Annotated in this window: 22 protein-coding genes and 1 pseudogene; 14 read left to right on the top strand and 9 right to left on the bottom strand. The window is 69.1% G+C overall.

Going from position 1 to position 23,147, the window contains the following annotated elements; all coding sequences use genetic code 11:
- Positions 1–75: 75 nt before the first annotated feature.
- Together JOD27_RS29865 and JOD27_RS29860 are read left to right on the top strand one after the other, a co-directional pair.
- Positions 76–1,293, top strand: a pseudogene (locus JOD27_RS29865) (serine/threonine-protein kinase); the annotation flags it as partial.
- A gap of 66 nt (positions 1,294–1,359) precedes the next feature.
- Positions 1,360–2,109, top strand: coding sequence for an FHA domain-containing protein (locus tag JOD27_RS29860; RefSeq protein ID WP_204765611.1), 750 nt, complete (start codon positions 1,360–1,362; stop codon positions 2,107–2,109).
- A gap of 36 nt (positions 2,110–2,145) precedes the next feature.
- On the opposite strand, the gene lipA is transcribed toward JOD27_RS29860, so the two are convergent.
- From lipA to JOD27_RS29845, 3 genes are read right to left on the bottom strand one after another with little or no spacing between them, the layout of a single operon-like run.
- Entirely contained in the window at positions 2,146–3,147 is a 1,002-nt protein-coding gene (gene lipA, locus JOD27_RS29855) for a lipoyl synthase (RefSeq protein WP_204765610.1), read from the bottom strand.
- A gap of 51 nt (positions 3,148–3,198) precedes the next feature.
- Positions 3,199–4,089 (bottom strand): oxidoreductase, encoded by an 891-nt coding sequence (locus tag JOD27_RS29850; RefSeq protein WP_204765609.1) that lies wholly within the window; start codon positions 4,087–4,089, stop codon positions 3,199–3,201.
- Positions 4,086–4,394, bottom strand: a complete 309-nt coding sequence (locus JOD27_RS29845) for a hypothetical protein (protein WP_204765608.1) — start codon at positions 4,392–4,394, stop codon at positions 4,086–4,088. The genes JOD27_RS29850 and JOD27_RS29845 overlap by 4 nt, the downstream gene beginning before the upstream one ends.
- 89 nt (positions 4,395–4,483) lie before the next feature.
- Here JOD27_RS29845 and JOD27_RS29840 point away from each other — a divergent pair, with 89 nt between their 5' ends.
- The 4 genes from JOD27_RS29840 to JOD27_RS29825 all read left to right on the top strand — a co-directional run bounded on the left by JOD27_RS29840 (position 4,484) and on the right by JOD27_RS29825 (position 7,700).
- Entirely contained in the window at positions 4,484–5,074 is a 591-nt protein-coding gene (locus JOD27_RS29840) for a TetR/AcrR family transcriptional regulator (RefSeq protein WP_204765607.1), read from the top strand.
- A 223-nt stretch (positions 5,075–5,297) separates the two neighbouring features.
- Positions 5,298–5,903 carry a response regulator transcription factor gene (locus JOD27_RS29835; RefSeq protein WP_204765606.1) on the top strand — a complete coding sequence of 202 codons (606 nt, stop codon included), beginning with the start codon at positions 5,298–5,300 and terminating at the stop codon, positions 5,901–5,903.
- Positions 5,904–5,949: 46 nt separating this feature from the next.
- Positions 5,950–6,618, top strand: coding sequence for an SDR family NAD(P)-dependent oxidoreductase (locus tag JOD27_RS29830; RefSeq protein ID WP_204765605.1), 669 nt, complete (start codon positions 5,950–5,952; stop codon positions 6,616–6,618).
- Positions 6,619–7,094: 476 nt separating this feature from the next.
- Positions 7,095–7,700: a response regulator transcription factor gene (locus JOD27_RS29825; RefSeq protein ID WP_204765604.1), complete on the top strand. Its 606-nt coding sequence runs from the start codon at positions 7,095–7,097 to the stop codon at positions 7,698–7,700.
- Between the two features lie 5 nt (positions 7,701–7,705).
- On the opposite strand, the gene JOD27_RS46865 is transcribed toward JOD27_RS29825, so the two are convergent.
- Entirely contained in the window at positions 7,706–8,797 is a 1,092-nt protein-coding gene (locus tag JOD27_RS46865; RefSeq protein ID WP_204765603.1) for a sensor histidine kinase, read from the bottom strand.
- 232 nt (positions 8,798–9,029) lie between these two features.
- On the opposite strand from JOD27_RS46865, the gene JOD27_RS29815 reads away from it, so the two are divergent.
- From JOD27_RS29815 to JOD27_RS29805, 3 genes are read left to right on the top strand one after another with little or no spacing between them, the layout of a single operon-like run.
- Positions 9,030–9,845, top strand: coding sequence for an AfsR/SARP family transcriptional regulator (locus JOD27_RS29815; RefSeq protein WP_204765602.1), 816 nt, complete (start codon positions 9,030–9,032; stop codon positions 9,843–9,845).
- An 11-nt stretch (positions 9,846–9,856) separates the two neighbouring features.
- The gene (locus JOD27_RS29810) at positions 9,857–11,563 is read left to right on the top strand and encodes an acetolactate synthase large subunit (RefSeq protein ID WP_204765601.1); all 1,707 of its coding nucleotides are present in this window, start codon (positions 9,857–9,859) and stop codon (positions 11,561–11,563) included.
- Positions 11,563–11,793 carry an ACT domain-containing protein gene (locus JOD27_RS29805; protein ID WP_204765600.1) on the top strand — a complete coding sequence of 77 codons (231 nt, stop codon included), beginning with the start codon at positions 11,563–11,565 and terminating at the stop codon, positions 11,791–11,793. Before JOD27_RS29810 ends, JOD27_RS29805 begins: the two co-directional genes overlap by 1 nt.
- 59 nt (positions 11,794–11,852) lie before the next feature.
- On the opposite strand, the gene JOD27_RS29800 is transcribed toward JOD27_RS29805, so the two are convergent.
- Entirely contained in the window at positions 11,853–12,323 is a 471-nt protein-coding gene (locus JOD27_RS29800) for an SRPBCC domain-containing protein (protein WP_204765599.1), read from the bottom strand.
- A 134-nt stretch (positions 12,324–12,457) separates the two neighbouring features.
- Between JOD27_RS29800 and JOD27_RS29795 the strand changes: the two genes are divergently transcribed.
- Positions 12,458–12,883, top strand: coding sequence for a nuclear transport factor 2 family protein (locus JOD27_RS29795; protein WP_204765598.1), 426 nt, complete (start codon positions 12,458–12,460; stop codon positions 12,881–12,883).
- Between the two features lie 56 nt (positions 12,884–12,939).
- Here JOD27_RS29795 and rfbB read toward each other — a convergent pair whose 3' ends face one another.
- Positions 12,940–13,914: a dTDP-glucose 4,6-dehydratase gene (rfbB, locus tag JOD27_RS29790; RefSeq protein ID WP_204765597.1), complete on the bottom strand. Its 975-nt coding sequence runs from the start codon at positions 13,912–13,914 to the stop codon at positions 12,940–12,942.
- On the bottom strand, positions 13,911–14,966 hold the full coding sequence (locus JOD27_RS29785; protein ID WP_204765596.1) for a glucose-1-phosphate thymidylyltransferase: 1,056 nt from the start codon (positions 14,964–14,966) through the stop codon (positions 13,911–13,913). Before JOD27_RS29785 ends, rfbB begins: the two co-directional genes overlap by 4 nt.
- A 137-nt stretch (positions 14,967–15,103) precedes the next feature.
- On the opposite strand from JOD27_RS29785, the gene JOD27_RS29780 reads away from it, so the two are divergent.
- The 3 genes from JOD27_RS29780 to JOD27_RS29770 are packed head-to-tail and all read left to right on the top strand — an operon-like array spanning position 15,104 to position 19,217.
- Positions 15,104–15,835, top strand: coding sequence for an SDR family NAD(P)-dependent oxidoreductase (locus tag JOD27_RS29780; protein WP_204765595.1), 732 nt, complete (start codon positions 15,104–15,106; stop codon positions 15,833–15,835).
- Positions 15,832–16,941 (top strand): epoxide hydrolase family protein, encoded by a 1,110-nt coding sequence (locus JOD27_RS29775; RefSeq protein ID WP_204765594.1) that lies wholly within the window; start codon positions 15,832–15,834, stop codon positions 16,939–16,941. The genes JOD27_RS29780 and JOD27_RS29775 overlap by 4 nt, the downstream gene beginning before the upstream one ends.
- 23 nt (positions 16,942–16,964) lie before the next feature.
- Positions 16,965–19,217 (top strand): ATP-binding cassette domain-containing protein, encoded by a 2,253-nt coding sequence (locus tag JOD27_RS29770; RefSeq protein WP_204765593.1) that lies wholly within the window; start codon positions 16,965–16,967, stop codon positions 19,215–19,217.
- 53 nt (positions 19,218–19,270) lie between these two features.
- On the opposite strand, the gene JOD27_RS29765 is transcribed toward JOD27_RS29770, so the two are convergent.
- Together JOD27_RS29765 and JOD27_RS29760 are read right to left on the bottom strand one after the other, a co-directional pair.
- Entirely contained in the window at positions 19,271–20,647 is a 1,377-nt protein-coding gene (locus JOD27_RS29765) for an alpha/beta fold hydrolase (protein WP_204765592.1), read from the bottom strand.
- Complete coding sequence (locus JOD27_RS29760) at positions 20,644–21,744, bottom strand: DegT/DnrJ/EryC1/StrS family aminotransferase (RefSeq protein ID WP_204765591.1); 1,101 nt, start codon at positions 21,742–21,744, stop codon at positions 20,644–20,646. The genes JOD27_RS29765 and JOD27_RS29760 overlap by 4 nt, the downstream gene beginning before the upstream one ends.
- A 183-nt stretch (positions 21,745–21,927) precedes the next feature.
- Between JOD27_RS29760 and JOD27_RS29755 the strand changes: the two genes are divergently transcribed.
- Positions 21,928–23,139, top strand: a complete 1,212-nt coding sequence (locus tag JOD27_RS29755) for a class I SAM-dependent methyltransferase (protein WP_204765590.1) — start codon at positions 21,928–21,930, stop codon at positions 23,137–23,139.
- The last annotated feature ends 8 nt before the right edge of the window (positions 23,140–23,147 follow it).

Genomic DNA, 23,147 nt, shown 5'->3' with positions numbered 1-23,147 from the left:
GGACTTCGGCATCTCCGTCTGGCGTGAGGTCACCGGGTTCGACGACGCGCGGGTCAGCGGCACCCCTCGTACACAGCGCCGGAGGTGGCCGCCGGACATCCCGCCGGGCGCGAGTCGGACGTGTTCTCGCTCGGCGCGACGCTCTACGCGGCGCTGGAGGGCGCACCGCCGTTCGGCACCGACGAGCCGGCCGTGGTGCTCGAACGGGCCCGCGCCGGGGAGATTCCCCCGCTGCGGCACGAGGGTCCGCTCGCGGACCTGCTGGCCGAGATGTTGCAGCGCAGACCGGGCAGGCGGCCTTCAGCGGAGAAGGTGTGGCAGCGGCTGCGCGAGATCGTCGGTGACTGGGAACCGTCCGCCGTGCCGTCCGCCGCACCGCCGTGGTGGCGTCGCCGGATCTTCCAGGCCGCCGGTGCCGGTGTGGTCGTGGTGGCGCTGACGGCGGCGGTGGTCGCCTTGGCGCCACCCAAATCGGGCCGCGGCGATCTGGTGCAGGACGAGCGCACGGCCGAACCGTGCGCGCTGCTCCAGGCGAGTGACTTCACCGAGTTCGGGCCGCCGGAGCTGAAACCCAAGTGGGGCAACTTCAACCGCTGCGACGTGCTGATCGACGTGGGGCGCAAGGAGAAGCTCCGGGTCGAGCTGCAGCTCGCCACCATGGCGTCCCAGCTGCGCAACGCGACGTGGCGCACGATCGCCGCCCCGCCGTTCGAGGTCCTGGACGTCCCGTCGGGCGACGAACCGGAGTGCAACCGGCTGGTGATCATCGACGACAAGTACGGGGTGCGGTTGACCGCGGGGCTCGAAGACTCCCCGAAAGACCTGTGCAAGATCGCCGACGTCGCGGTGGAGCGGGTGCGGCAGGTGCTGCGCGCGGGTCCGATTCCCCGCCGTACCGAGGAGTTCCCGCCCGGATCGGCCGCACGCATCGACACCTGCGGTCTGCTGCCCGCAGACGCGTTGCCGAGCTTCACCGCCGGTGTGAACGTGTTCGGTGGCTGGTCGTGCAAGTGGTACACGGCGACCACTCAGACCGGTGTGCACGTGCGTTACGACCAGCACGAGGCCAGATGGCCGATCAAGGGAACGCTGAAGCCCGTGGGCGGGCATGAGGCCTACCTTCAGGAGTCCGGCGACGAGTGCACGTTCCGAGTGCCCTACCACCCGTCGAACCAGCCGAAGGTCGCTCTCGTGGACGTGTTGATGGTGACGGTGTCGGACGGTCCGAAAGACCAGCGGTGCGCCATGGCCGAACGACTGACCAAGATCGCGGCCGACAACATGAACCGCTGACCGGGAGGGGTCCCGTGCCCCGACGCCCACACTTCGGGGGTGTACGCGACTTTCGAGGAGCCGGCCATGAAACACGACAGCTTGGCGCGCGGGGTGTCCAGTGCGGCGCCCGGCGCGGTCGTCGCACTCACCGTGAGCGGCAAGGTGACCGCCGCACCGGTCGGTGGTGCGTCGATCCGGTTCGGCCGCAACCGTCCCGCGGTCGACGTCTGCGTCGGTGAGACCGATCTGCGGGTGAGCCGCCAGCACGGCCTGCTGACCCACGACGGCGGCAGGTGGTGGGTGAGCAACACCGGTCAGCTGCCCATCCGGTTGCCGGGGACGCGGTTGCTGTTCAAGGACGAGGATCCGCTGCCGCTGGCGGACGGGTACACACCGTTGTTCGTCCGAGGTGTGCGCGAACACCTGCTCGAGGTCTACGTCGCCGGTGAGGACGGTGGCCAGCCCGCGACGCTGCACAGCGCGGCGACCCAGCAGCCGAAGCGGTGGCGGCTCACCGAGGACGAACGGCTCCTGCTCGTCCTTTTAGGACAGAGGTACCTGCTGCACGAGGCGAACCCTCAGCCCGTGCAACGAGGTGAGGTCGCGGCCGCCATGGCGGAGCTGCGGGCAGGCCAGGAGTGGAACGTCAAACGGGTGGACCGCGTGATCGCCGACGTGCGGACGCGGTTGTCCAAGGCCGGGGTGACGGGGCTGCGGCGCGAGGAGGTCGGCGAGCCCGTCGGCAACTCGCTCAACGACAACCTGCTCAAGGAGCTGGTTCTCTCGACCACGCTGGTGCCACCGGATCTCGCGCTGCTGGACGAGCTGTACTGAGGGAGCAGGCCACCCGGCCTGCTCCCTCAGCGGGGCTCAGCGCGGGGCGAGCAGGCTCGTGATCTCCTGCGACGCGGAGACCGTGAGCAGGTGCTGGAGGTTCTCCGGCAGTTCCTCGCCGCGCTTCTGCTTCGCCTGCGCGTAGAGGCGACCGGCGCGGTAGGAGGAGCGGACCAGCGGGCCCGCCATGACACCGAGGAAGCCGATCTTCTCGGCCGTCTCCTTGTGCTCGACGAACTCCTCGGGCTTCACCCAGCGCTCGACCGGGTGGTGCCGCGGCGACGGGCGCAGGTACTGGGTGATGGTGATGATGTCGCAGCCCGCGTCGTAGAGGTCGGCCAGCGCCTCGGTGACCTCCTCGGGGGTCTCGCCCATGCCGAGGATCAGGTTGGACTTGGTGACCAGGCCGAACTCGCGGGCCTTGGTGATCACCTCGAGTGAGCGCTCGTAGCGGAACGCCGGGCGGATGCGCTTGAAGATCCGCGGGACGGTCTCCAGGTTGTGCGCGAGCACCTCGGGGCGGGACTCGAAGACCTCGTTCAGCTGCTCGGGAATCGCGTTGAAGTCCGGGATCAGCAGCTCGACGCCCGTGCCGGGGTTCATCGCGTGGATCTGGCGGACGGTCTCGGCGTACAGCCACGCGCCGCCGTCTTCCAGGTCGTCACGAGCGACACCCGTGACCGTGGAGTAGCGCAGGCCCATCGCCTGGACCGACTCGGCGACGCGGCGGGGCTCGTCGCGGTCGAGGTCGGCGGGCTTGCCCGTGTCGATCTGGCAGAAGTCGCAGCGCCGGGTGCACTGCTCGCCGCCGATCAGGAACGTGGCCTCGCGGTCTTCCCAGCACTCGTAGATGTTGGGACAGCCGGCCTCTTCGCAGACCGTGTGCAGGCCCTCGCGCTTGACCAGACCCTTGAGCTCCCGGTACTCGGGGCCCATCTTCGCCCGCGTCTTGATCCACGAGGGCTTCTTCTCGATCGGCGTCTGGCTGTTGCGGACCTCGAGCCGCAGCAGCTTCCGACCCTCCGGTACCACAGTCACGACCTCACCCTACGCTGCGACCTCGCGTGTCCGGCGTCACGTGCCGCCCGGTCAGGGCAGATCTGGCGTGACGCCCGTCAGCTTGACGGTGAGGTCCCACAGGCGGCTCGCCGCGAGATCGTCGCGGGCGGCGGAGGTCATCCTCGCCTTGGCGGGGTAGCCGCGGTAGCCGTTGAAGCTGTCCGGGCCGTAGTACTCGCCGCCCTGTGCGTCCGGTGACGTCGCGGCGTAGAGCTGCGGCAGCGCGCCCATCTCGACCGACTGCGAGAACAGGTGGCTGATGCGCCCGCCGAGACGCAGCAGCAGCGAGTTGTGCGCGTCGGCCATGTTGTTGGTCAGCTCGGTGGCCGTGACGCCGGGGTGCGCCGCGATGGACGTGACGTCCGGCGAACGCCGTTCCAGCTCCCTCGCGAAGAGGATGTTCGCGAGCTTGGACTGCCCGTAGGAGCCGCGGTAGCTGTACGAGCGGTGCTCCCAGTTCGGGTCGTCGAAGTCGATGTGGCCGTACTGGTGCGCAAGCGACGCTACGGTGACGACGCGCGCGCCCGGACGTTGCCTCAACGCGGGCAGCAGCAGCCACGTCAGGGCGGCGTGGCCCAGGTGGTTGGTGCCGAACTGGCGCTCGAAACCGTCGACGGTCTTGCCGTACGGGACGGCCATGATGCCCGCGTTGTTGATCAGAACGTCGAGCGAGGAGACCTTCTCCGCGGCGGAACGAACGGAGCCGAGGTCGGCGAGGTCGAGTTCGAGGACCTCCGCGGACCCCTGCACCGTTCGTCGTGCCGCTTCACCTCTCTGGACGGAGCGACAGCCCATGATCACGTGGGCGCCCCTCTCCGCGAGCACCTGGGTGGTGCGCAGGCCCAGACCGGAGTTCGCGCCGGTCACCAGGACGGTGCGGCCGGTCTGGTCGGGGATGTCGGCTTCGGTCCAACGACTCATGGAGTCATTCCTACCGTCCGGTAACTGCCGAGCGAAAGGTGTGCGTCGAGCACGGCGCGCAAGACCGGCTCGTCCGCGGCCAGTTCGGCGGTGACGAGATGCTCGTCGACCGGTCCGTCCAGCGCGGCGGCCTCCATGCGCGCGGTCAGCTTGTTCTGCCAGCGGTGATCGAGCGCCAGCAGCAGTTCGCCGAGCGAGGAGAAGACGTCCGGATCCACGATCAGTGGTGCGGACGGGTCGCGCCGGGCGTCACGCAGCACGGCGTCGAGTGCGTCACGGCGGCGGTAGTGGTCTGCCCAGCCCATGTCTCGTACCCCCGGTCTCTCGCATACTCCTGGTATGGCACGACCATACCACCGGTACGTACCGTCGGTATGTGAGATACGTTTCGGCCGTGCGAACACGGCGTGCCGAGTACTCGGAGTCGACCAGGCAGGCGCTGGTCGACAGCGCAGTCGAGATGTTCACCAAGCGCGGGTACGCCGGGACCTCGCTCGACGAGGTCGTCAAACGCGCCCGCGTGACGAAAGGCGCGCTCTACCACCACTTCAGCGGCAAGCAGGCGTTGTTCGAGGCGGCTTTCGCGCAGGTCGAGACACAGTCGATCGAATCGCTCACCGCCGTCGTCACGGCAGACGGTGACGCGTGGGACACGGCGGTCGCTGGCCTGCGCGCGTACGTCCGCAAGTGCCTGGACCCCGAGTACCAGCGGATCATCATCCACGAGGCGCCGGTCGTCATGGGCTGGGAACGCTGGCGTGAGGCGGAGGAGCACTTCAGCTTCGGCCTGCTGCGCACGGCGGTTCAGCTGCTCGTCGACGCGGGGGAGATCGAGGAGGCGCCCGTGGAGATCATGGCCCGGCTGCTGTTCGGCGCGTTGTCCGCGGGGGCCAGCACGATCGCGAGCTCGTCCGACCCGAAGCGCACCGGGCGTGAGGTGGAACGCGCGATCCTGCGCGTGCTGGAGGGCTTGCGCAAGAAGTAGCGCCCGGCCGGTCTTTTGTGGCCGAATCGTGCGGGTGCTTTCCGGTTCGGCCATTCGCGTGCCGTGAGCAACCGATGACGGAAAGTAATGCGCCGATTTTCATTTCCGAAGGCTCTGGCTCATTCGGAGTAATGCTCGGTGTTGTTGGCGCCGATCCTTGTCCTGTCTTGTCACCGAGTGTAAGACTCGAAATGGTGACCTGAGGGGGCAGGCAGGTGGACGGATGATCAAAGTGTTACTCGCCGAGGACGTGCAAATGGTCCGCGGTGCTTTGGTTGCCTTGTTGAACCTCGAACCGGATATCGAGGTCGTCTCGTCCGTGGCGAAGGGGGACGAAATTCTTCCCGCGGTGGTGCGGGACAAGCCGGACGTTGCGGTGCTCGACATCGATCTGCCCGGCATGGACGGGCTGTCGGCCGCCACCGCGATCCACGACACCGCACCGGCGACACGCACACTCATCCTCACGAGCCTCGGCAGGCCGGGCACCCTGCGCCGGGCGCTCAACGCCAGAGTCAACGGCTTCATCCTCAAGGACGCCCCGATCGGCGAGCTCGCGGCCGCGATCCGCGGTGTGTCCGTCGGGCGACGGGTGATCGACTCCCAGCTCGCCCTGTCGGCGTGGGACACCGACGACTGCGTGCTGACGCCGCGCGAGCTCGAGGTGCTGCGGCTCGCGTCCGACGGCGCCGACGCCACGGAGATCGCGACCACCCTGTTCCTGTCCGTCGGCACCGTGCGCAACTACCTGACCGCCGCGACCGCCAAGCTCGACGCCCGCAACCGGGTCGACGCGGTCCGCATCGCCCGCAAGTCGGGCTGGTTCTAGCAGCCCTCCAGGGGTGGGGCGGATCCTCGACGCCGAGGTGATCAGAATGCTCGAACCAGCGCCCACCCGGCTCGGCCTCGACGGCAAGATCGCGATCGTCGCCGGCGGCACCCGAGGTCTCGGGCTGGCCGTCGCGACCAAGCTGTGCGACAACGGCGTCCACGTCGTCGTGCCGTGTCCCGCCGAGGATCCGGACGCCGAGCGCGCGCAGATCGTGCTGGGCGGGCGGCCGGGACCAGTGACGTTCCTCGCCGCCGACACCACGCGGGAGACCGGCATCCGCACGGTGCTCGCCGAGGTCACCCAGGCCTGGGAACGGCTCGATCTCTACGTCCACCTGGTCACCTCGCCGGACCTCGGGCCGCTGGTGGGCGCGGCCGACGGGCTCGCCAAGGCGTTCGACGGCGGCGGGCGCGTCGTGGTCGCCGGGTACACCGTGACGCCGGTGGCGCACGCGGTGCGTGAGTTGGCGCTGAACCTCGCGCAGCACCGAGTCGCGGTCAACGCCGTCGTCACGCCCGTGGTCGACCACGGGTCGATGAACACCGACCCCGAACTGATGGCGCGGCTGGCCATCCGCTGCCCGTCCGGCCGCCTCACGGTGCCCGACGACGTCGCGGACGCGGTGGCGTTGCTGTGCACGGACGAGGCGGCGTGGATCCAGGGCGAGGTGATCACCGTCGACGGCGGCCTCGGGCTGCGTCGCGCGGGCTAGTAGCGCGTCGCGGCTATCTCTTGGGATGTGACAGTGAGGGTGATGCCGGCAGGCAGCCGCGCTTCGATCATGAAGATCGCGCTCTCCTGGCTGCCAACTGCACAGTTGGCAGCAGTTGGGGTGATCGACGTTTGCGTCAGCATTTCTCTACCGCCATCTCGGCAGCGACGTGCATGAGAACGCGACCATCCGTGCTTCCGGTGACGAGCACCAGACCGCCCAGCCCCCTGCCCGACTCAACGGAGCACAACCAAGCCGCGACGCTCTACTGGCCCCGGCCGCTATCGCCCCGGCCGCCGAACACGCTCCGACGTCGATGACTGTTCCATTTGCAGCATCCCCCGCTGACGGAAGGTCATCACACGGTCACGGATCCATGATCTCGTTGCGGCATTCGGACCAATTGCTTGTCGCGCCCGGTGACCGAGTGTAGAACTCCTTTTAGGACAAGCGTCTGAAGGCTCGGGGGAAGCTTGATGATTAGCGTGTTGCTCGCCGAGGACGTGCAAATGGTCAGGGGGGCGCTGGAAACTCTCCTGAACATGGAGCCGGATATAGAAGTCGTCGCCTCCGTCGCAACCGGTGGCGAAATCGTGCCGGCCGTTAACAAGAATAGGCCGGACGTGGCGGTGCTCGACATCGACCTGCCTGGCATGGACGGGCTTTCCGCCGCCGTGATGATTCACGAGAGCGCTCCCGCCACGCGCACGCTGATCCTCACCAGTCTCGGCAGGCCGGGCACCCTGCGCCGCGCGCTGAACGCGCGGGTGAACGGTTTCATCCTCAAGGACTCGCCGGTGAACGAGCTGGCCGACGCCATCCGCGGGGTCGCGGTGGGCCGCCGGGTGATCGACTCCCAGCTGGCGCTCGCCGCGTGGGACGGTGACGAATGCCCGCTCACCCCGCGCGAGCTGGAGGTGCTGCGGCTCGCCGCGGACGGCGCCAGCGCCATCGAGATCGCCGAGATGTTGTTCCTGTCCGTGGGCACCGTGCGCAACTACCTCACCACGGTGTGCGCCAAGATCGACGCGCGCAACCGCATCGACGCGGTGCGCATCGCCCGCACCTCCGGGTGGTTCTGAGACGCTCAGTCGCGCCCCAGGGGGATGGTGCTGCGCAGGTGGAAGCGGCCGTCGTCGGTGCGCCGGGCGACGAGCTCGCCGCTCACCTCGTCCACCCGCTGGGCGAGGTTCTGCAGGCCACTGCTCGTCGGGTCGGCGTCGTCCTCGTGCGCGCCGTCGTTGATGATGTCCAGCACGACGACGTTCGTGGTCTGCCGGACGTGGATGTGACACTCCTCGGCCTTGCTGTGCCGCAGTACGTTCGTCACGCCCTCGCGCAGCACGGTCGCGAGCACCGTCTCCACCTCGTCGGGCAGCGAGTCGTGTTCGAGGGACGCCCGCACGTCCACGCCGGCCGCCATGAGCAGCGACTGAGCCGAGGTGGACGCCTCCTCGAACGACATCGGCCGGTAGCCGAGCGCGACGGCGCGCACGTCGGCCAGCGCGTTGCCCGCGACGTCGACGATCTCCTCGAGCTGGCCCAGCGCCTGGTCGGGGTCGTCGCGCAGCAGCCGGTGGCTCAGCTCGCTCTTCAGCTTGATCGCCGAGAGGCTGTACCCGAGCAGGTCGTGCAGGTCGCGGGAGACGCGGGCGCGTTCCGCCCGGTGCGCGTCCCGGACGTTCTGCACCAGCTCCGCGAACCACGGCAGGCCGTACAGCAGCAGCGCCACCGTCGTGGTCGAGGCGGCGGAAAGCGCCATCTGTGCTGGTGAGGGCTGCATGAGTGCGCCGAACACGACCGTGGCCGCAGCCGCCCCCATGCCCACCGCCTTCGGCCACACGACCAGCGCGCTGGCAGCGAGGAAACCGGTCGTGGCGGAGGGCGGATGGCCGAACGCCGGCGCCGGAGCGATCACCAGGGCGGCCTGCACCGCCAGCAGGACGTGGCCCAGCGGGCGGCGCACCGTGACGAACGGTCGGCTGAAAAACGACAGTTGCAGCGCGGTCACGGCGCCGACGGCGGCGAGTTCGAGCGTCGACCGGAGCGGATCGAGGTCCCGCGTGAAGACGAGGGCCGCGTCGACCAGTGCGAGCCCGCACACGATCATCGCGGTGGTCCGCATGACATGCGATGTCGTCGGCGTGCTGACGGCGGCCATGCCACCAGAACGACTCACGGATGCCTCACCCCCACAGGTGCCCGTCGTCGGTGAAGCGATCTTACGGCGGAACGTCTGCCGAGGTAGCGGCGAACACGGAGCGCGTTCACGCGATCACGCCGTGAATTTCTCACGTGGAAGCACGGGAACACGCCACTGCGGACTCGTGCCGTGCTCCGTGGCGAGCACGAGCGCTGCTCGGGTGCACTTGAAGTGCAGATCCCGTACTGGTCGACAGGGGGAAGGACCGATGGAGATCAAGGTTTTGGGGCCGCTGGAAGCCCGTGAGAACGGCGTTTCCATCACGCCCACCGCGAGCAAGCCGCGGCAGCTGCTCGCACTGCTCGCACTGCAAGCCGGGCACGTGGTGACCGTGCCCACGCTCATCGAGGAGCTGTGGGGCATGGCGCCGCCGCGCAGCGCGCTCACCACGTTGCAGACCTACGTGCTCCAGGTCCGCCGCAAGATCAACGCGGCGATGCCGGGCGAGGACGCGTCGGCGGCGAAGGAGGTGCTGGTCACCCGGTACGGCGGTTACCTGCTCAACGTGGCGCCGGAGAACGTCGACGTGCGCAGCTACGAGCGGCTCGCCACGGCGGGCCAGCGCGCGACCGAGACCGGCGACCTCGAGTCGGCGTCCCGGCTGCTCGGTCAGGCACTGGAGGTGTGGCGCGGGCCGGTGCTGGTCGACGTCCAGGTCGGCACGAAGCTCGCCATGGAGGTCACCCGGCTGCAGGAGAGCCGGCTCGGCGTTCTGGAGGCGCGCATCGACGCCGATCTGCGGCTGGGCAGGCACCAGTCGATGATCAGCGAGCTGTCGATGCTCACGGCGCAGCACCCGATGCACGAGAACCTCTGCGCGCAGTACATGCTGTCGCTGTACCGCTCCGGCAGGCAGTGGCGGGCGCTGGAGGCCTTCCAGGCGCTGCGCGAGACGTTGATCGAGGAACTGGGCCTCGAACCGTCGATGCGGTTGCGGCAGTTGCAGCGCGCGATCCTGAGCTCCGATCCGGCGCTGGACACGTCGATGTCCGTGAAGTCGCTGGAACGTCAGCTCGCCGGTTAGCCGCCGACGTCATGAACGGTGCGCTGGCATTGATCAAGGCACTCGAGGCAGTCGGGTGCGAGACGGTGTTCGGCATTCCCGGCGGGGCGATCCTGCCCGCCTACGACCCGTTGTTCGACTCGGCGAAGATCCGGCACGTGCTGACGCGGCACGAGCAGGGCGCCGGGCACGCGGCCTCCGGCTACGCGCAGGCGACCGGCAGGGTCGGCGTGTGCATGGCGACGTCGGGGCCGGGCGCGACGAACCTGGTGACGCCACTCGCGGACGCCTACCTGGACTCGGTGCCGGTGGTGGCGATCACCGGCCAGGTGGCGAGACCGGTGATCGGGACGGATGCCTTCCAGGAGGCGGACATCCGCAGCATCACGCTGCCGATCACCAAGCACAGCTACCAGGTGACCGACCCGGACGACATCCCGCGGGTGATCGCCGAGGCGTTCGCCCTCGCCGCGTCCGGCAGACCCGGTCCGGTGCTGGTCGACCTGCCCAAGGACGTCCTCGCCGCACCCGCTGGGTGGACAGAGCCCGAGCCGCCCGTCGTCGTGCGGCCACGGCTCGACCCCGCTCAGGTGCGCCAGGCGGCGGACCTGCTGGCCCGCGCCGAGCGGCCGGTGTTCTACGTCGGCGGCGGAGTGGTGCGTGCCGGTGCCGCGGACCTTCTGCGTGAGCTCGCGGAACGCACCGGAGTGCCCGTCGTGACGACGCTGATGGCGCGCGGGGCCTTCCCTGACTCGCATCCGCAGCACCTCGGCATGCCCGGCATGCACGGCACCGTCGCGGCCGTCGCGGCGATGCAGAAGTCGGACCTGCTGATCGCGCTGGGTGCGCGGTTCGACGATCGGGTGACCGGCTCGCTCGCGCGGTTCGCACCGGAGGCCCTCGTCGTGCACGCGGACATCGACCCCGCGGAGATCTCCAAGAACCGCAGGGCGGACGTGCCGCTGATCGGCGACTGCCGGGATGTGTTGCGTGCGCTGAAGGCGTCGGTCACCACCGGCGGTGACCTCGATCCGTGGTGGAAGTACCTGGACGGGCTGCGGACGACGTTCCCGCTCGGCTACGACTGGCCGGAGGACGGTTCCCTCGCACCGCAGTACGTGATCTCGCGGATCGGTGAGCTCGTCGGGCCGGAGGCGATCTACACCTCCGGTGTCGGCCAGCACCAGATGTGGGCGGCGCAGTTCGTGCGCTACGAGCGGCCGGGGTCGTTCATCAACTCCGGCGGGCTCGGCACGATGGGCTTCGCCGTGCCCGCCGCGATGGGCGCCGTGTGTGGCGCGCCGGACCGGCAGGTGTGGGCGATCGACGGCGACGGCTGCTTCCAGATGACCAACCAGGAGCTGGCGACCTGCGCGCTGGAAGGCCTGCCGATCAAGGTCGCGGTGATCAACAACGGCAACCTCGGCATGGTCAGGCAGTGGCAGAACCTGTTCTACGGCAGCAGGTACTCCCACACGTCGCTCGGCTCGACGCCGGACTTCGCGCTGCTGGCGGAGGCGATGGGCTGCGTCGGGCTGCGGTGCTCGTCGCGGGCGGGAGTGGACGACGTGGTGCGCGAGGCGATGGCCGTGCGCGACCGGCCGGTGGTGATCGACTTCGTCGTCGGAGCGGACGCCCAGGTGTGGCCGATGGTCGCCGCGGGCACGGGCAACGACGAGATCATGACCGCACGCGGCCTGCGCCCGCTGTGCGACTCCGACACGGGGGAGGACCTCTGATGCACCGGCTGTCGGTGTTGCTGCGCAACAAGCCCGGTGCGCTGGCACGGGTCGTGGTGTTGTTCTCCACGCGTGACGTCGCCGTGGAGTCGCTGAGCCTCAGCCCCGCCGGCGCGGACGGGCTGTCCAGATTGGACGTTCAGGTGCGGCTGCGCGAGGGCCGCTCGGTGGACCAGCTGGTCCACCAGCTGCGCCGCGTAGTCGACCTCTGCGAGGTCTCCGCGGCCTGAAACGATGAACGGCGCATTCGTCCACCTCAGGTGAACAAATGCGCCGTTCATCGTGGTTGTCAGACGTGCTGTGCGACCACCTTGGCGAACTTTTCCAGGGTTTCGCCGGGGCTGGGGCCGTCCAGGGCGGTGTGGATGAAGCCGGCGATCTCGCCGTGCCGGTGCAGCTGGGCGTGCGTGAGCCTGACCTCGGTGTCGTCGCCCTTCTGCGTGAAGTCGACCTCGATGAAGCTCGCCTTCTCGTCGTCGAAGACGGGACGCCAGTTCGGGCCGACCCGCCACGTCATCACCAGGCGCCTGCCCGGCTCCCACTCGGTGATGATGCCCCAGGCGATCTCCTCGCCGTCCGCGCCGCGCTCGAAGTACCTGCCGCCGACCCCGCCCTCGAAGGTGATCGACTCGCGCTGCGCGACGAACACGTGCGACTCGGGCCACCACTCGAGCGGCCGTTCGGTGAAGATCTTGAAGGCCTGTTCCGGTGTGGCCCGCACCGTGACCGACTTGCTGACGTCGGGCACCTGCTCGGACATGAGACCTCCTTGTTCGCCAACGGTTTCTGGGTGAAAGCGTCGCCCGCGCGGGTGGACGTGGAATGGAACGGAACTTGAGCGGGTTTCCAGCCGGTTCGCGCATCGTGGTGGCAGACGAATCGGGAGGAGCTGTCGTGGCTGGAGTCAGCGTGCAGGTGCACGTCGAGGTACTGAACTTCTACGCGCGCCAGATGCGGCTGCTGGACGCGCTGGACGTCGAGGGGTACGCGGGGACGTTCACCGAGGACGGCGTGACCGATCACGCCCACCGCGGTGAGAAGGTCGAGGGCAGGGCCGCGCTGATCGCCGGCGCCAAGCTGGCGCTGCCGAGGTACGCGGGCGCCGCGGTGCGGCACTGGAACGACCACTACCTGATCGAAGAGGTGGACCAGAACACGTTCGCGGTGTCGTACTGCTCGCTCGTCACGCGGACCGACGCCGACGGCAACGTGACGTTCGAGCCGACGTTCGCGATCGAGGACGTGCTGGTGCGCCTCGACGGTGAGCTCTACACCAGGTCCCGCACGATCCACCGGGATCGGCCGGCCGCGGCGGCGTGACGGCACAACGGGAAGAGGGCGTGACCACCGCGGTCAGCCCTCTTCCCGTTGTGCGCTCAGCGCTGGCGTTCCTTCACCGGCTTCCACCACGCCGGGTTGTCGACGTACCAGCGGACCGTCTCGGCCAGGCCCTGCTCGAACGACACCAGCGGCTCGTACCCCAGCTCGGTGCGGATCTTCGTCTCGTCCAGGGCGTAGCGCAGGTCGTGGGCCTTGCGGTCGGGCACCCGCCGCACCAGGCTCGCGTCCGCGCCGCACAGCTCCAGCAACAGCTCGGTGATCTGCTTGTTGGTGCGCGCGTTCCCGCCGCCGACGTTGTACACCTCGCCCGCGCGTCCCCGCTCCAGCACCAGCTGGATCGCCCGGCAGTGGTCGGACACGTGCAGCCACTCACGGATGTTCGCGCCGTCGCCGTACAACGGCACCGGCACGCCCGTGAGAAGGTTCGTGGTGAACAACGGGATGAGCTTCTCGACGTGCTGGTAGGCGCCGTAGTTGTTGGAGCACCTGGTGATCGAGAGGTCGAGGCCGTGGGTGCGCCAGTACGCCCGCGCGATCAGGTCGCTGCACGCTTTCGACGCCGCGTACGGCGAGTTCGGCAGCAGCGGTGACTCCTCGGTCCACTCGCCGGAGTCGATCGACCCGTACACCTCGTCCGTGGACACGTGCACGATCCGCCGCACCCCGGCCGCGACGCACGCGTCCAGCAGCGACTGCGTGCCCGCGACGTTGGCCTGGATGAACGCCGACGCGTCCGTCAGCGACCTGTCCACATGCGACTCCGCCGCGAAGTGCACCACGTAGTCGTGGCCCGGCAACAGCTCCAGCAGAGCCGGCAGGTCGCACACGTCGCCGTGCACGAAGTTCAGCCTCGCGTGCTGTGCGGGCAGGTTCTCCCTGTTGCCCGCGTAGGTGAGCTTGTCCAGGACGGTGACCTCGGCGTCCTCGAACCCCGGATAACCGCCGTCGAGCAGCGTCCTCACGTAGTGCGAACCGATGAAGCCGGCGCCGCCTGTGACGAAGACCTTCACGCGGGCACCTCGATGCTGGAGTGGTCACCGACGACGAGCCGGTTGCGCTCGGCGGACGCCACGCTGGCCGCCCGTCCGATGACCGAACCGTGCACACCTCGCACGTTGTCGACCGACGCGCCGCGCAGCAGGATCGAGTAGCCGATGCCGGCGCCGCGCAGCAGGCAGTCCTCGCCGATCGTGGTGTGCGGGCCGACCGTGCTGTCCTCGACGAGCGACCCGGCGCCGATGATCGCCGGTCCGACGATGCGCGAGCCGACCACCCGTGCGCCTTCCTCGACCACGACGGCGCCGATGATCTGGCTCTGCTCGTCGACCTCTCCCCGCACCGACGCGGTCAGCCGGTCGAGCAGCTCCCGGTTGCAGTCCAGGACTTCCTCGACTCGCCCGGTGTCCTTCCAGAAGCCGGAGTAGATGCGCGCGCGGACGTCCAGGCCCTCGGTCACCAGCCACTGCAGCGCGTCGGTGATCTCCAGCTCGCCACGGGCGCTCGGCGTGATCCGCTCGACGGCCTCGTGCACGGCGGGGGTGAAGAAGTAGACGCCGATGACCGCGAGGTCGCTGCGCGGCTCCCTCGGCTTCTCCACGAGCTGGATCACGCGACCGTTCTCGTCGACCTCGGCGACGCCGAACGCGCGGGGGTCGGCGACCTTGTGCACGACGACCTGCGCGGTCGGCCGGGTGGTGCGGAACTCGTCGGCGATCTCCTCGATGCCGTCGATGAGCATGTTGTCGCCCAGGTACATCACGAAGTCGTCGTCGGCGAGGAAGTCGCGCGCGATCAGCACGCAGTGCGCCAGTCCGAGCGGCTCGTCCTGCTGGATGTAGGTGATGTCCACGCCCAGCGCCGATCCGTCCCCGAGCTTCGACTCGAGCTCTTCCCGCCTGCTGCCGACGATCATCCCGACCTCGCGGACGCCGATGGCACGCAGGTTGTCCATGACGTGCTCGATGACCGGCTTGTTGGCGATCGGGATGAGTTGTTTCGGCATGGTGTGGCTGAACGGACGTAGCCGGCTGCCCAGGCCTCCGGCCAACACGAGTGCTTTCATGTGCTTTCTCCTCAGCAGCTTTGCTCGTGGGGCCAGCATGTTGTCGAGGGGTTGGGCAGCACTGGAGACTGACTGGTCGTGGTGGTCCGGCGGCGGATTCGAGCCGATGTCGAGCGGCCGCTGGAAGGTTGCCTCGCATGGAGACCGTCGTCGTGACCGGCGCGGGCACCGGGATCGGGCGCGCCACAGCGCTCGCGTTCGCCGGGCTCGGCGCTGCCAACGTGATCATCACCGGCCGTCGCAAGGAACGACTCGAAGAGGTCGCCGCCCTGCACCCCGCGATCGTGCCCGTCGCCGCCGACGTCACCACGGCGGCAGGGGCGGACGCCGTTGCCGAGGCCGTCCGCAGCCAGGTGGACGTGCTGGTGCACAACGCGGGGATCTTCCGCTTCACCCCGCTCGCCGCACTGGACCACGCGACCGCGCGGGACGTCCTGGAGACCAACGTGCTCGGGCCGGTGCTGCTGACCTCCCGGCTGCTGCCGCAGCTGCGCTCACCCGGCGCCGCGATCGTGCTGGTGTCGAGCCGCGGTGGCCACAATCCCGGGCCGTCGAGCTCGCTGTACTCGGCGAGCAAGGCCGCCGTGCACAGTTTCACCCGCAGCTGGGCTGCCGAGCTCGCGCCGCTCGGCATCAGGGTCAACGCCGTCGCGCCCGGCTTCGTCCGCACGGAAGCCTATGCCGCCAACGGGTTGAGCCCCGAGCAGGTGGAGGGCCTCTTCGCCGGCGTCGCGCACAAGATCCCGCTCGGCCGGGTGGCCGAGCCGGAGGACATCACGCCGTGGATCACCCAGCTGGCCGCGAGCCCGCTGGTGACCGGCCAGGTCGTCACCGTCGACGGTGGACTCGACATCGGAGGTGAGTCATGACGCACGAGCCGTTCCGCGTCGAGATCCCGGAAGAGTCCGTTGTGGACCTCCATGAGCGGCTGGCGCGCACGCGCTGGCCTGAGGCCGAGACCGAGCGCGGCCAGGGCGTGCCGCTCGCGTACGCCCAGAAGCTCGCCGAGTACTGGCGCACCTCCTACGACTGGCGCAAGACCGAGGCACGGCTGAACGCCCTGCCCCAGTTCCGCACCGAGATCGACGGTCTCGGGATCCACTACCTGCACGTGCGGTCGCCGCACCCGGACGCCACGCCGTTGCTGATCAGCCACGGCTGGCCCGGTTCCGTCGTCGAGTTCCTCGACGTCATCGGCCCGCTGGTCGACCCGCCGGACCCCGCCGACGCGTTCCACGTCGTCGCACCCTCGTTGCCCGGCTTCGGGTTCAGCGACAGGCCCTCCGGGCCCGGCTGGACCGCGGAACGCATCGCCGCCGCGTGGCAGACGCTGATGGCCTCGCTCGGGTACGAGCGGTACGCCGCGCACGGCGTCGACTGGGGCTCGTTCATCACGGCGATCATGGGCGAGACCGACACCGGGCAGCTGATCGGCATCCATCTGACGATGCCGTTCGCGCGGCCGCCGGAGGAGCAGGTCGAACTGTCGCAAAAGGACTATGCGGGGCTCGCGGCGATGAAGGAGTTCCAGCAGCAGGAGGGCGGTTACTCGGTCATCCAGACCACCCGCCCGCAGACCCTCGGCTACGGCCTCACCGACTCGCCGGTGGCGCAGCTCGCGTGGATGGTCGAGAAGTACTGGGCGTGGAGCGACCACGACGGTTCCGTCGAACAGGTCATCCCGCGCGACCGGTTGCTCGACGCGGTGAGCGTCGGCTGGTTCGCCGCGACCGGCGCGTCGTCGGCGCGGATCTACTGGGAGAGCCAGAACAAGCTCGCGCTCGGGCCGGTCGCCGTGCCCACCGCGGTGTCCAACTTCCCCAAGGACGGGCGAATGCCACGTCCGTGGATCGCCGGGCGGTTCACCGACCTGCGCCGGTTCGTCGACCACGAGCGCGGCGGGCACTTCCCCGCACTGGAGCAGCCGGACGTGCTGGTGGGTGAGCTGCGGTCGTTCTTCTCGAGCCTGGCTTGAGCGCGTGTCACTAGCGTGCCCGCATGGACATCCGCATCCTCGGCGCGCGTGAGCACAACCTCAAGGACGTCTCGCTGACCATCCCGCAGGGCAAGATCACGGTCTTCACCGGCGTGTCGGGCTCCGGCAAGTCCTCGATCGTGTTCGACACGATCGCGATCGAGGCACAGCGCCAGCTCAACAGCACGTTCACCTGGTTCATCCGCAACCAGCTGCCGCGCTACGAGCGCCCGCACGTCGATGAGATCGAGGGGCTGACGACGGCGGTCATCGTGGACCAGAACGCCGTCGGCGGCAACGCCCGTTCGACGGTCGGCACGATGACCGACATCTACGCCATGATCCGCGTGTTGTTCGCGCGCTGCGCCCAGCCGTCCGACGGCCTGGTGTCCTCGTTCTCGTTCAACGACCCGCGCGGCATGTGCCCCGAGTGCGACGGCCTCGGCGTGACGACGCAGCTCGCGTTGGACCGGATCGTGGACCTGTCGAAGTCGCTGAACGAGGGTGCGATCCTGCTGCCGGCGCACGGTGTGGGCAGCATCGAGTGGCAGCGGTGGGCCAACTCCGGGAAGTTCGACCCGGGCAAGCGGTTGTGCGACTACACCGAGCAGGAGATGCGCACCCTGCTGCACGGCACCGGCGGCACGGTCCGCATCAGGACCACCAAGGGCTCGCAGGAGGTGGCCTACGAGGGGGTCGCCGACCGGTTCGCCCGCTTCAACCTGAAGCGCGACCTGAGCAAGGTGAGCGAGCGGACGCGGGAGTCGGTGCTGCCGTTCATCACCGAGGGCACCTGTCCCGCGTGCGAGGGCGCGAGGCTCAACGCCGCCGCGCTCGCCGCGAAAATCGACGGCCGCAACATCGCCGAGTGGTCCCGCATGGAGATCAGCGAGCTGATCAAGGCCGTGTCCGCCATCACCGACCCGGCGGCGCGCTCGCTCGTCGACGCCGTCCGCGCGGCGCTGGAGCGGATCGAGGAGATCGGGCTCGGCTATCTGAGCCTCGACCGGTCCACCGGCACGCTGTCCGGCGGTGAGGGCCAGCGACTGAAGATGGTGCGGCACCTCGGCAGCAGCCTCACCGGTCTCACCTACATCTTCGACGAGCCCAGCACCGGGCTGCACCCGCGCGACGTCGGCATGCTGAACGACCTGCTGCGCGCGTTGCGGGACAAGGGGAACACGGTGCTGGTGGTCGAGCACGACCCGGACGTCATCGAGATCGCCGACCACGTCGTCGACGTCGGGCCCGGGGCGGGCGTGCACGGCGGCCGGATCGTCTTCGAGGGCACGTTCGCGGGGCTGCGCGAGGCGAAGACCCCGACCGGCGAGGGCCTGCGCAGGTCCACCGCGGTCAAGTCGTCGTTCCGGGAACCCACCGGCGAGCTGCCGGTGGTGGGAGCGAACCTGCACAACCTGAAGAACGTCTCGGTCGCCATCCCGACCGGTGTGCTGACGGTGGTGACCGGTGTCGCGGGGTCCGGCAAGAGCTCGCTCATCGGCGAGGTGTTCATGAACAGCTACCCCGACGCGATCTTCGTGGACCAGTCCGCCATCACGGCGTCGTCGAGGTCCACGCCCACGACGTACCTGGGGATGATGGACTCGATCCGCAAGCTGTTCGCCAAGTCGAGCGGCGCGCCGGCCTCGTTGTTCAGCTTCAACTCCGACGGCGCCTGCCCGGAGTGCAGGGGCCGCGGCGTGATCATCACCGAGCTCGCCTACATGGACCCGGTGACGACCCACTGCGCGACCTGTGACGGCCGGCGGTTCAAGGAGGAGGTGCTCGCGCACCGGTTGCGCGGTCTGTCGATCGCGGACGTCCTGGAGCTGCCCGCCGAGGAGGCGCTGGAGTTCTTCTCCGAACGCGACCTCGTCGCGAAGCTGCGGTCGCTCGTCTCCGTCGGCCTGCCCTACCTCACGCTCGGGCAGCCGCTCAGCACGTTGTCCGGCGGTGAGCGCCAGCGCATCAAGCTCGCCGTCCAGCTCAACCGGACGTCGGGGATCTACGTGCTGGACGAGCCGACCACCGGTCTGCACATGTCCGATGTGGACACTCTGTTGGGCCTGCTGAACGGACTGGTGGACAAGGGCAACACGGTGATCGTGATCGAGCACAACCTCGACGTGGTGCAGCAGGCCGACTGGGTCGTCGATCTCGGCCCCGGTGGCGGCCGCGACGGTGGTGAGGTCGTGTTCACGGGCACTCCCGCCCAGCTGCTCAAGTCGCGCACCTCGTTGACGGGCAAGCACCTCAAGCGCTACCGCCGGGTCTGAAAGGGTGCTGGGCGCCGCCTGAGGGGTAGGCGGCGCCCAGCGGGGGAGGGGGTTCAGGCGTCGGCGGGGATGTCCGGCCGAGGGGTTGTGCCGGGCACTACCGTGCGTCGCCCCGGCAGCTCGCCGTCAACCAGGTAGCGGTTCACCAGCGCGTCCACGTGAGGGTTGGCGCATAAGGCGTAGACCTCGTGGTCGCCGGAGTCCTCGACCGTGATCAGGTGGCTGCCGAGGCGGTCCGCCATGGCGACGCCGCCCGCGTAGTGGTCCATCGCGTCGCCGTCGGCCTGGACGACCAGCCCGACCGGGTATCCGTCACGGGTGATGGCGGCCGGCTCTTCGCGGAGCTCGAACGTGCGGAACGCTCCGACCCACGGTTGTGCACGCAACACGCCGTAGCCGTAGGGGAAGCGTTTGCGGAACTCCCGCATCTGCGCGTAGTAGACCTCGATGTCCGACGGCCACGCGTGTTCCAGCGTGACGGCTTCCAGCACCGCGACGCGCAGCTCGCCCTCCACGTCGAACGAGCGCCAGGTGCCCTGGGCGGCCAGCAGCCGCTGTGCCTGGTCCTCGTCCGTGTCGCGCAGTTCCTTCACCAGGACCGCGAGGTTCTCCCACTTGCCGCGGTCGCCTGCCTGGGTGCCGACGGCGCCGTCGAACAGGGTGCGCAGGCGGATGCCGTACTTCTCCAGGTTGGCGACGGTGTCCTCGACGCACGTCAGCACCTGGGCCGCCGACGTGCCGAGGCCGAAGTGCCGGTCGCGCTGCGAGGTCCAGGCCGCCCACTGGTCGACGTTGCGCTGGATCGCGTCGCCCTGCGAGAGGAACTGCTCGTGCCACGTCCACTCGGGATTGACGCACGAGTCCAGGACGCTGCGGTCGAGGCCGGACGGGAACATGCTGCCGTACACGGCGCCGACGTAGGAACCGTAGGCGTAGCCGACGAAGGAGATCTTCTCCTCGCCGAGCGCGACCCGGATCGAGTCCATGTCCCTCGCGGTGTTGCGGGTGCTGACGTGCGGCCGCATGTCCCCCCCAGCGCGCCGGCAGGCGAGCTCGCGCACGCGCATGTCCTCGGCCAGCACGGGAAACGCGCTGTCCGGCGGCCGGGAGTCGAAGGGTGCCTTGGGGATCACGACGTCGGCGTACAACCGGGTGGAGGCCCCCGTGCCGCGGGGGTCGAAGCCGATCAGGTCGTACACCTCGTGCACCGGCGTGCCCTCGAACACCGACGGCAGGTCGCGGCCGAGCCCGGAGTCGCCGCCGGGACCGCCGTTGACCGACAGCAGGACGCCGCGGCGACGGGCCGGGTCGGTGGCGCGCCGCCGGGTGAGGGCGAGGCTGATCTGCTCCCCGTGTGGCTCGGCGTAGTCCAGCGGCACCTGGAGCGTCGCGTGCTCGACGCCGTCGCTGACCGTCCACAACAGACTCATGCGAGCACCTTCCGCACCGCGTCGATCACCCTGTCCTGCACGTCGGTCGGCAGCGACGGGTACATGGGCAGGGAGAAGATCTCCTTGGCGAGCTTCTCCGTCACGGGCAGCGATCCCTCGGCCCAGCCGAGATGCGCGAACCCGGTCATCGTGTGCACCGGCCACGGGTAGCTGATGTTGAGCGAGATGTCGTGCTTCTTCAGCTCTTCGATGATCCGGTCGCGATCGGGGTGGCGCGCGACGTAGACGTAGTAGACGTGCTCGTTGCCCGGAGTCACCTGCGGCAGCGCGAGGACGTCGCTCAACGTCTCGGCGTACCGCTGGGCGATGCGCTGCCTGCCCGCGACGTACTCGTCGAGCCGGACGAGCTTGCGGCGCAGGATCTCCGCCTGCACCTCGTCCAGCCTGCTGTTGTGGCCGGGCGTCTGCACAACGTAGTAGACCTTGTCCATGCCGTAGTAGCGCAGCCGGCGCATGTTCGCGTCGATCTGGGCGTCGTCGGTGATGACGGCGCCACCGTCGCCGTACGCGCCGAGCACCTTGGTGGGGTAGAAGGAGAACGCGGCCGCGTCCCCGATCGTGCCGGCGAGCTCGCCGTGGTGGCGCGCGCCGTGCGCCTGCGCGCAGTCCTCCAGGATCTTCAGGCCGTGCTTGCTCGCCAGCCGCTGCAACGGCGTCATGTCGACGCACTGGCCGTACAGGTGCACCGGCAGCAGTGCCTTGGTGCGCGGCGTGATCGCGGCCGCGACCTGGTCGGTGTCCATCAGGAAGTCGGACTCGCGCACGTCGACGAACACCGGTGTGGCACCGGCGCCGACGATGGCGAGCACGGTCGGCGCCGCCGTGTTGGACACGGTGATCACCTCGTCGCCCGGTCCCACGCCGAGCGCTTCCAGCGCCAGCTTGAGCGCGTTCGTGCCGTTGTCGACACCGGTGCAGTGCCGCACGCCGTGCCAGGCGGCGTACTCCTGCTCGAAGCCGCGAACGCTGTCGCCGAGCACCAGCTGCCCGGAACCGAAGACCGTCTCGACGGCGTCGAGCAGGTCTTTGCGCTCGCTCTCGTACTCCCGCAGATAGTCCCAGACATACGTGGTCATGCGCCTCATGCTGTCGGGCCGCGATCGCGACTCGCTCAAACCTCGCTGCACCGGTTTCCAGAGCTGGTGCGTCCCCGCTGAGCGTCGAAGACGCGCGGGCGGTCGTGGCACAAGCCTGGTTCAAGCGCACGCTGCCACGTTGCTACCTGCGAAGTTCTCAGTGGAGCCCGAAGGAGCACGACGATGAGCAAGTGCCGGATTTGCGAGAGCGCCGTGACGGAGTTCCTCGACCTCGGCAGGCAGCCGCTGTCCGACGCCTTCCTCAGGCCGCAGGACACCGACGGGGAGTTCTTCTACCGGCTCGCCGTCGGCGTGTGCGAGTCGTGCACGATGGTGCAGCTGGTCGAGGAGGTGCCGCGCGACCGCATGTTCCACGAGGACTATCCGTACCACTCCTCGGGTTCGTCGGTGATGCGCGAGCACTTCGCCGGAACCGCGCGCGGTTTCCTGGAGCGCGAGCTGACCTCCGCCGACCCGTTCGTCGTCGAGCTCGGCTGCAACGACGGCATCATGCTCGGCACCGTCAAGGACGCGGGCGTGCGCCACCTCGGCGTCGAGCCGTCCGGTGGCGTGGCCAAGATCGCGGCGGCACAGGGGATCCGGGTGCTCAACGCGTTCTTCGAGGAGGAGACCGCGATCGAGATCCGGGAGGCGGACGGTCCCGCGGACGTGATTTACGCCGCGAACACGCTGTGCCACATCCCTTACATGGACTCGATCCTGCGTGGTGTCGACGCGTTGCTCGGGCCGAACGGCGTGTTCGTCTTCGAGGACCCGTACCTCGGTGACATCGTCGCGAAGACGTCGTTCGACCAGATCTACGACGAGCATTTTTTCTTCTTCACCGCACGGTCCGTGCAGGCGATGGCGGAGCGGTTCGGACTGGAGCTGGTCGACGTCACCCGGCTGCCCGTGCACGGCGGCGAGGTGCGCTACACCCTCGCCCGCGCCGGCGCCCGCACACCGAGTCCCGCTGTCGCCGCGCTGGTCGCGGAGGAGGAGGGCCTGTCGGACCTCGCGACGCTGGAACGCTTCGCGGTGAGCGTCGCGAACATCCGGACCGACCTGGTCGCGTTGCTGCGCAGGCTGAAGGACGAGGGCAAGACCGTCGCCGCCTACGGTGCCACGGCCAAGAGCGCCACCGTCACGAATTTCTGCGGCATCGGCCCCGAGCTCGTCTCGTACGTGTGCGACACGACGCCCGCCAAGCAGCACCGGCTCTCGCCGGGCACGCACATCCCGGTCGAGCCCGCCGAGGTGTTCGCACGGTCCTATCCGGACTACGCGCTGCTCTTCGCGTGGAACCACGCCGAGGAGATCATGGCCAAGGAGAAGGAGTTCCGGGCCAACGGCGGCAAGTGGATCCTGTACGTGCCCGAGGTCCACGTCGTCTGAAAGCGGTG

Origin of the sequence: Lentzea nigeriaca (genome assembly GCF_016907955.1) — a bacterium.
GTDB classification, from domain to species: domain Bacteria; phylum Actinomycetota; class Actinomycetes; order Mycobacteriales; family Pseudonocardiaceae; genus Lentzea; species Lentzea nigeriaca.
This window is presented reverse-complemented; position numbering and strand designations above follow the sequence as displayed.

What these genes read in the sequence shown, in the direction of transcription:
- JOD27_RS29775 (WP_204765594.1), top strand. Translation starts at nt 15,832, where the DNA reads ATGACGCACGAGCCGTTCCGCGTCGAGATCCCGGAAGAGTCCGTTGTG.
- JOD27_RS29835 (WP_204765606.1), top strand. Translation starts at nt 5,298, where the DNA reads ATGATCAAAGTGTTACTCGCCGAGGACGTGCAAATGGTCCGCGGTGCT.
- JOD27_RS29860 (WP_204765611.1), top strand. Translation starts at nt 1,360, where the DNA reads ATGAAACACGACAGCTTGGCGCGCGGGGTGTCCAGTGCGGCGCCCGGC.
- JOD27_RS29800 (WP_204765599.1), bottom strand. Translation starts at nt 12,323, where the DNA reads ATGTCCGAGCAGGTGCCCGACGTCAGCAAGTCGGTCACGGTGCGGGCC.
- JOD27_RS29845 (WP_204765608.1), bottom strand. Translation starts at nt 4,394, where the DNA reads ATGGGCTGGGCAGACCACTACCGCCGCCGTGACGCACTCGACGCCGTG.
- JOD27_RS29755 (WP_204765590.1), top strand. Translation starts at nt 21,928, where the DNA reads ATGAGCAAGTGCCGGATTTGCGAGAGCGCCGTGACGGAGTTCCTCGAC.
- JOD27_RS29760 (WP_204765591.1), bottom strand. Translation starts at nt 21,744, where the DNA reads ATGACCACGTATGTCTGGGACTATCTGCGGGAGTACGAGAGCGAGCGC.
- JOD27_RS29850 (WP_204765609.1), bottom strand. Translation starts at nt 4,089, where the DNA reads ATGAGTCGTTGGACCGAAGCCGACATCCCCGACCAGACCGGCCGCACC.
- JOD27_RS29825 (WP_204765604.1), top strand. Translation starts at nt 7,095, where the DNA reads ATGATTAGCGTGTTGCTCGCCGAGGACGTGCAAATGGTCAGGGGGGCG.
- JOD27_RS29785 (WP_204765596.1), bottom strand. Translation starts at nt 14,966, where the DNA reads ATGAAAGCACTCGTGTTGGCCGGAGGCCTGGGCAGCCGGCTACGTCCG.
- JOD27_RS29815 (WP_204765602.1), top strand. Translation starts at nt 9,030, where the DNA reads ATGGAGATCAAGGTTTTGGGGCCGCTGGAAGCCCGTGAGAACGGCGTT.
- JOD27_RS29770 (WP_204765593.1), top strand. Translation starts at nt 16,965, where the DNA reads ATGGACATCCGCATCCTCGGCGCGCGTGAGCACAACCTCAAGGACGTC.
- JOD27_RS29780 (WP_204765595.1), top strand. Translation starts at nt 15,104, where the DNA reads ATGGAGACCGTCGTCGTGACCGGCGCGGGCACCGGGATCGGGCGCGCC.
- JOD27_RS29810 (WP_204765601.1), top strand. Translation starts at nt 9,857, where the DNA reads ATGAACGGTGCGCTGGCATTGATCAAGGCACTCGAGGCAGTCGGGTGC.
- JOD27_RS29765 (WP_204765592.1), bottom strand. Translation starts at nt 20,647, where the DNA reads ATGAGTCTGTTGTGGACGGTCAGCGACGGCGTCGAGCACGCGACGCTC.
- JOD27_RS29830 (WP_204765605.1), top strand. Translation starts at nt 5,950, where the DNA reads ATGCTCGAACCAGCGCCCACCCGGCTCGGCCTCGACGGCAAGATCGCG.
- JOD27_RS29805 (WP_204765600.1), top strand. Translation starts at nt 11,563, where the DNA reads ATGCACCGGCTGTCGGTGTTGCTGCGCAACAAGCCCGGTGCGCTGGCA.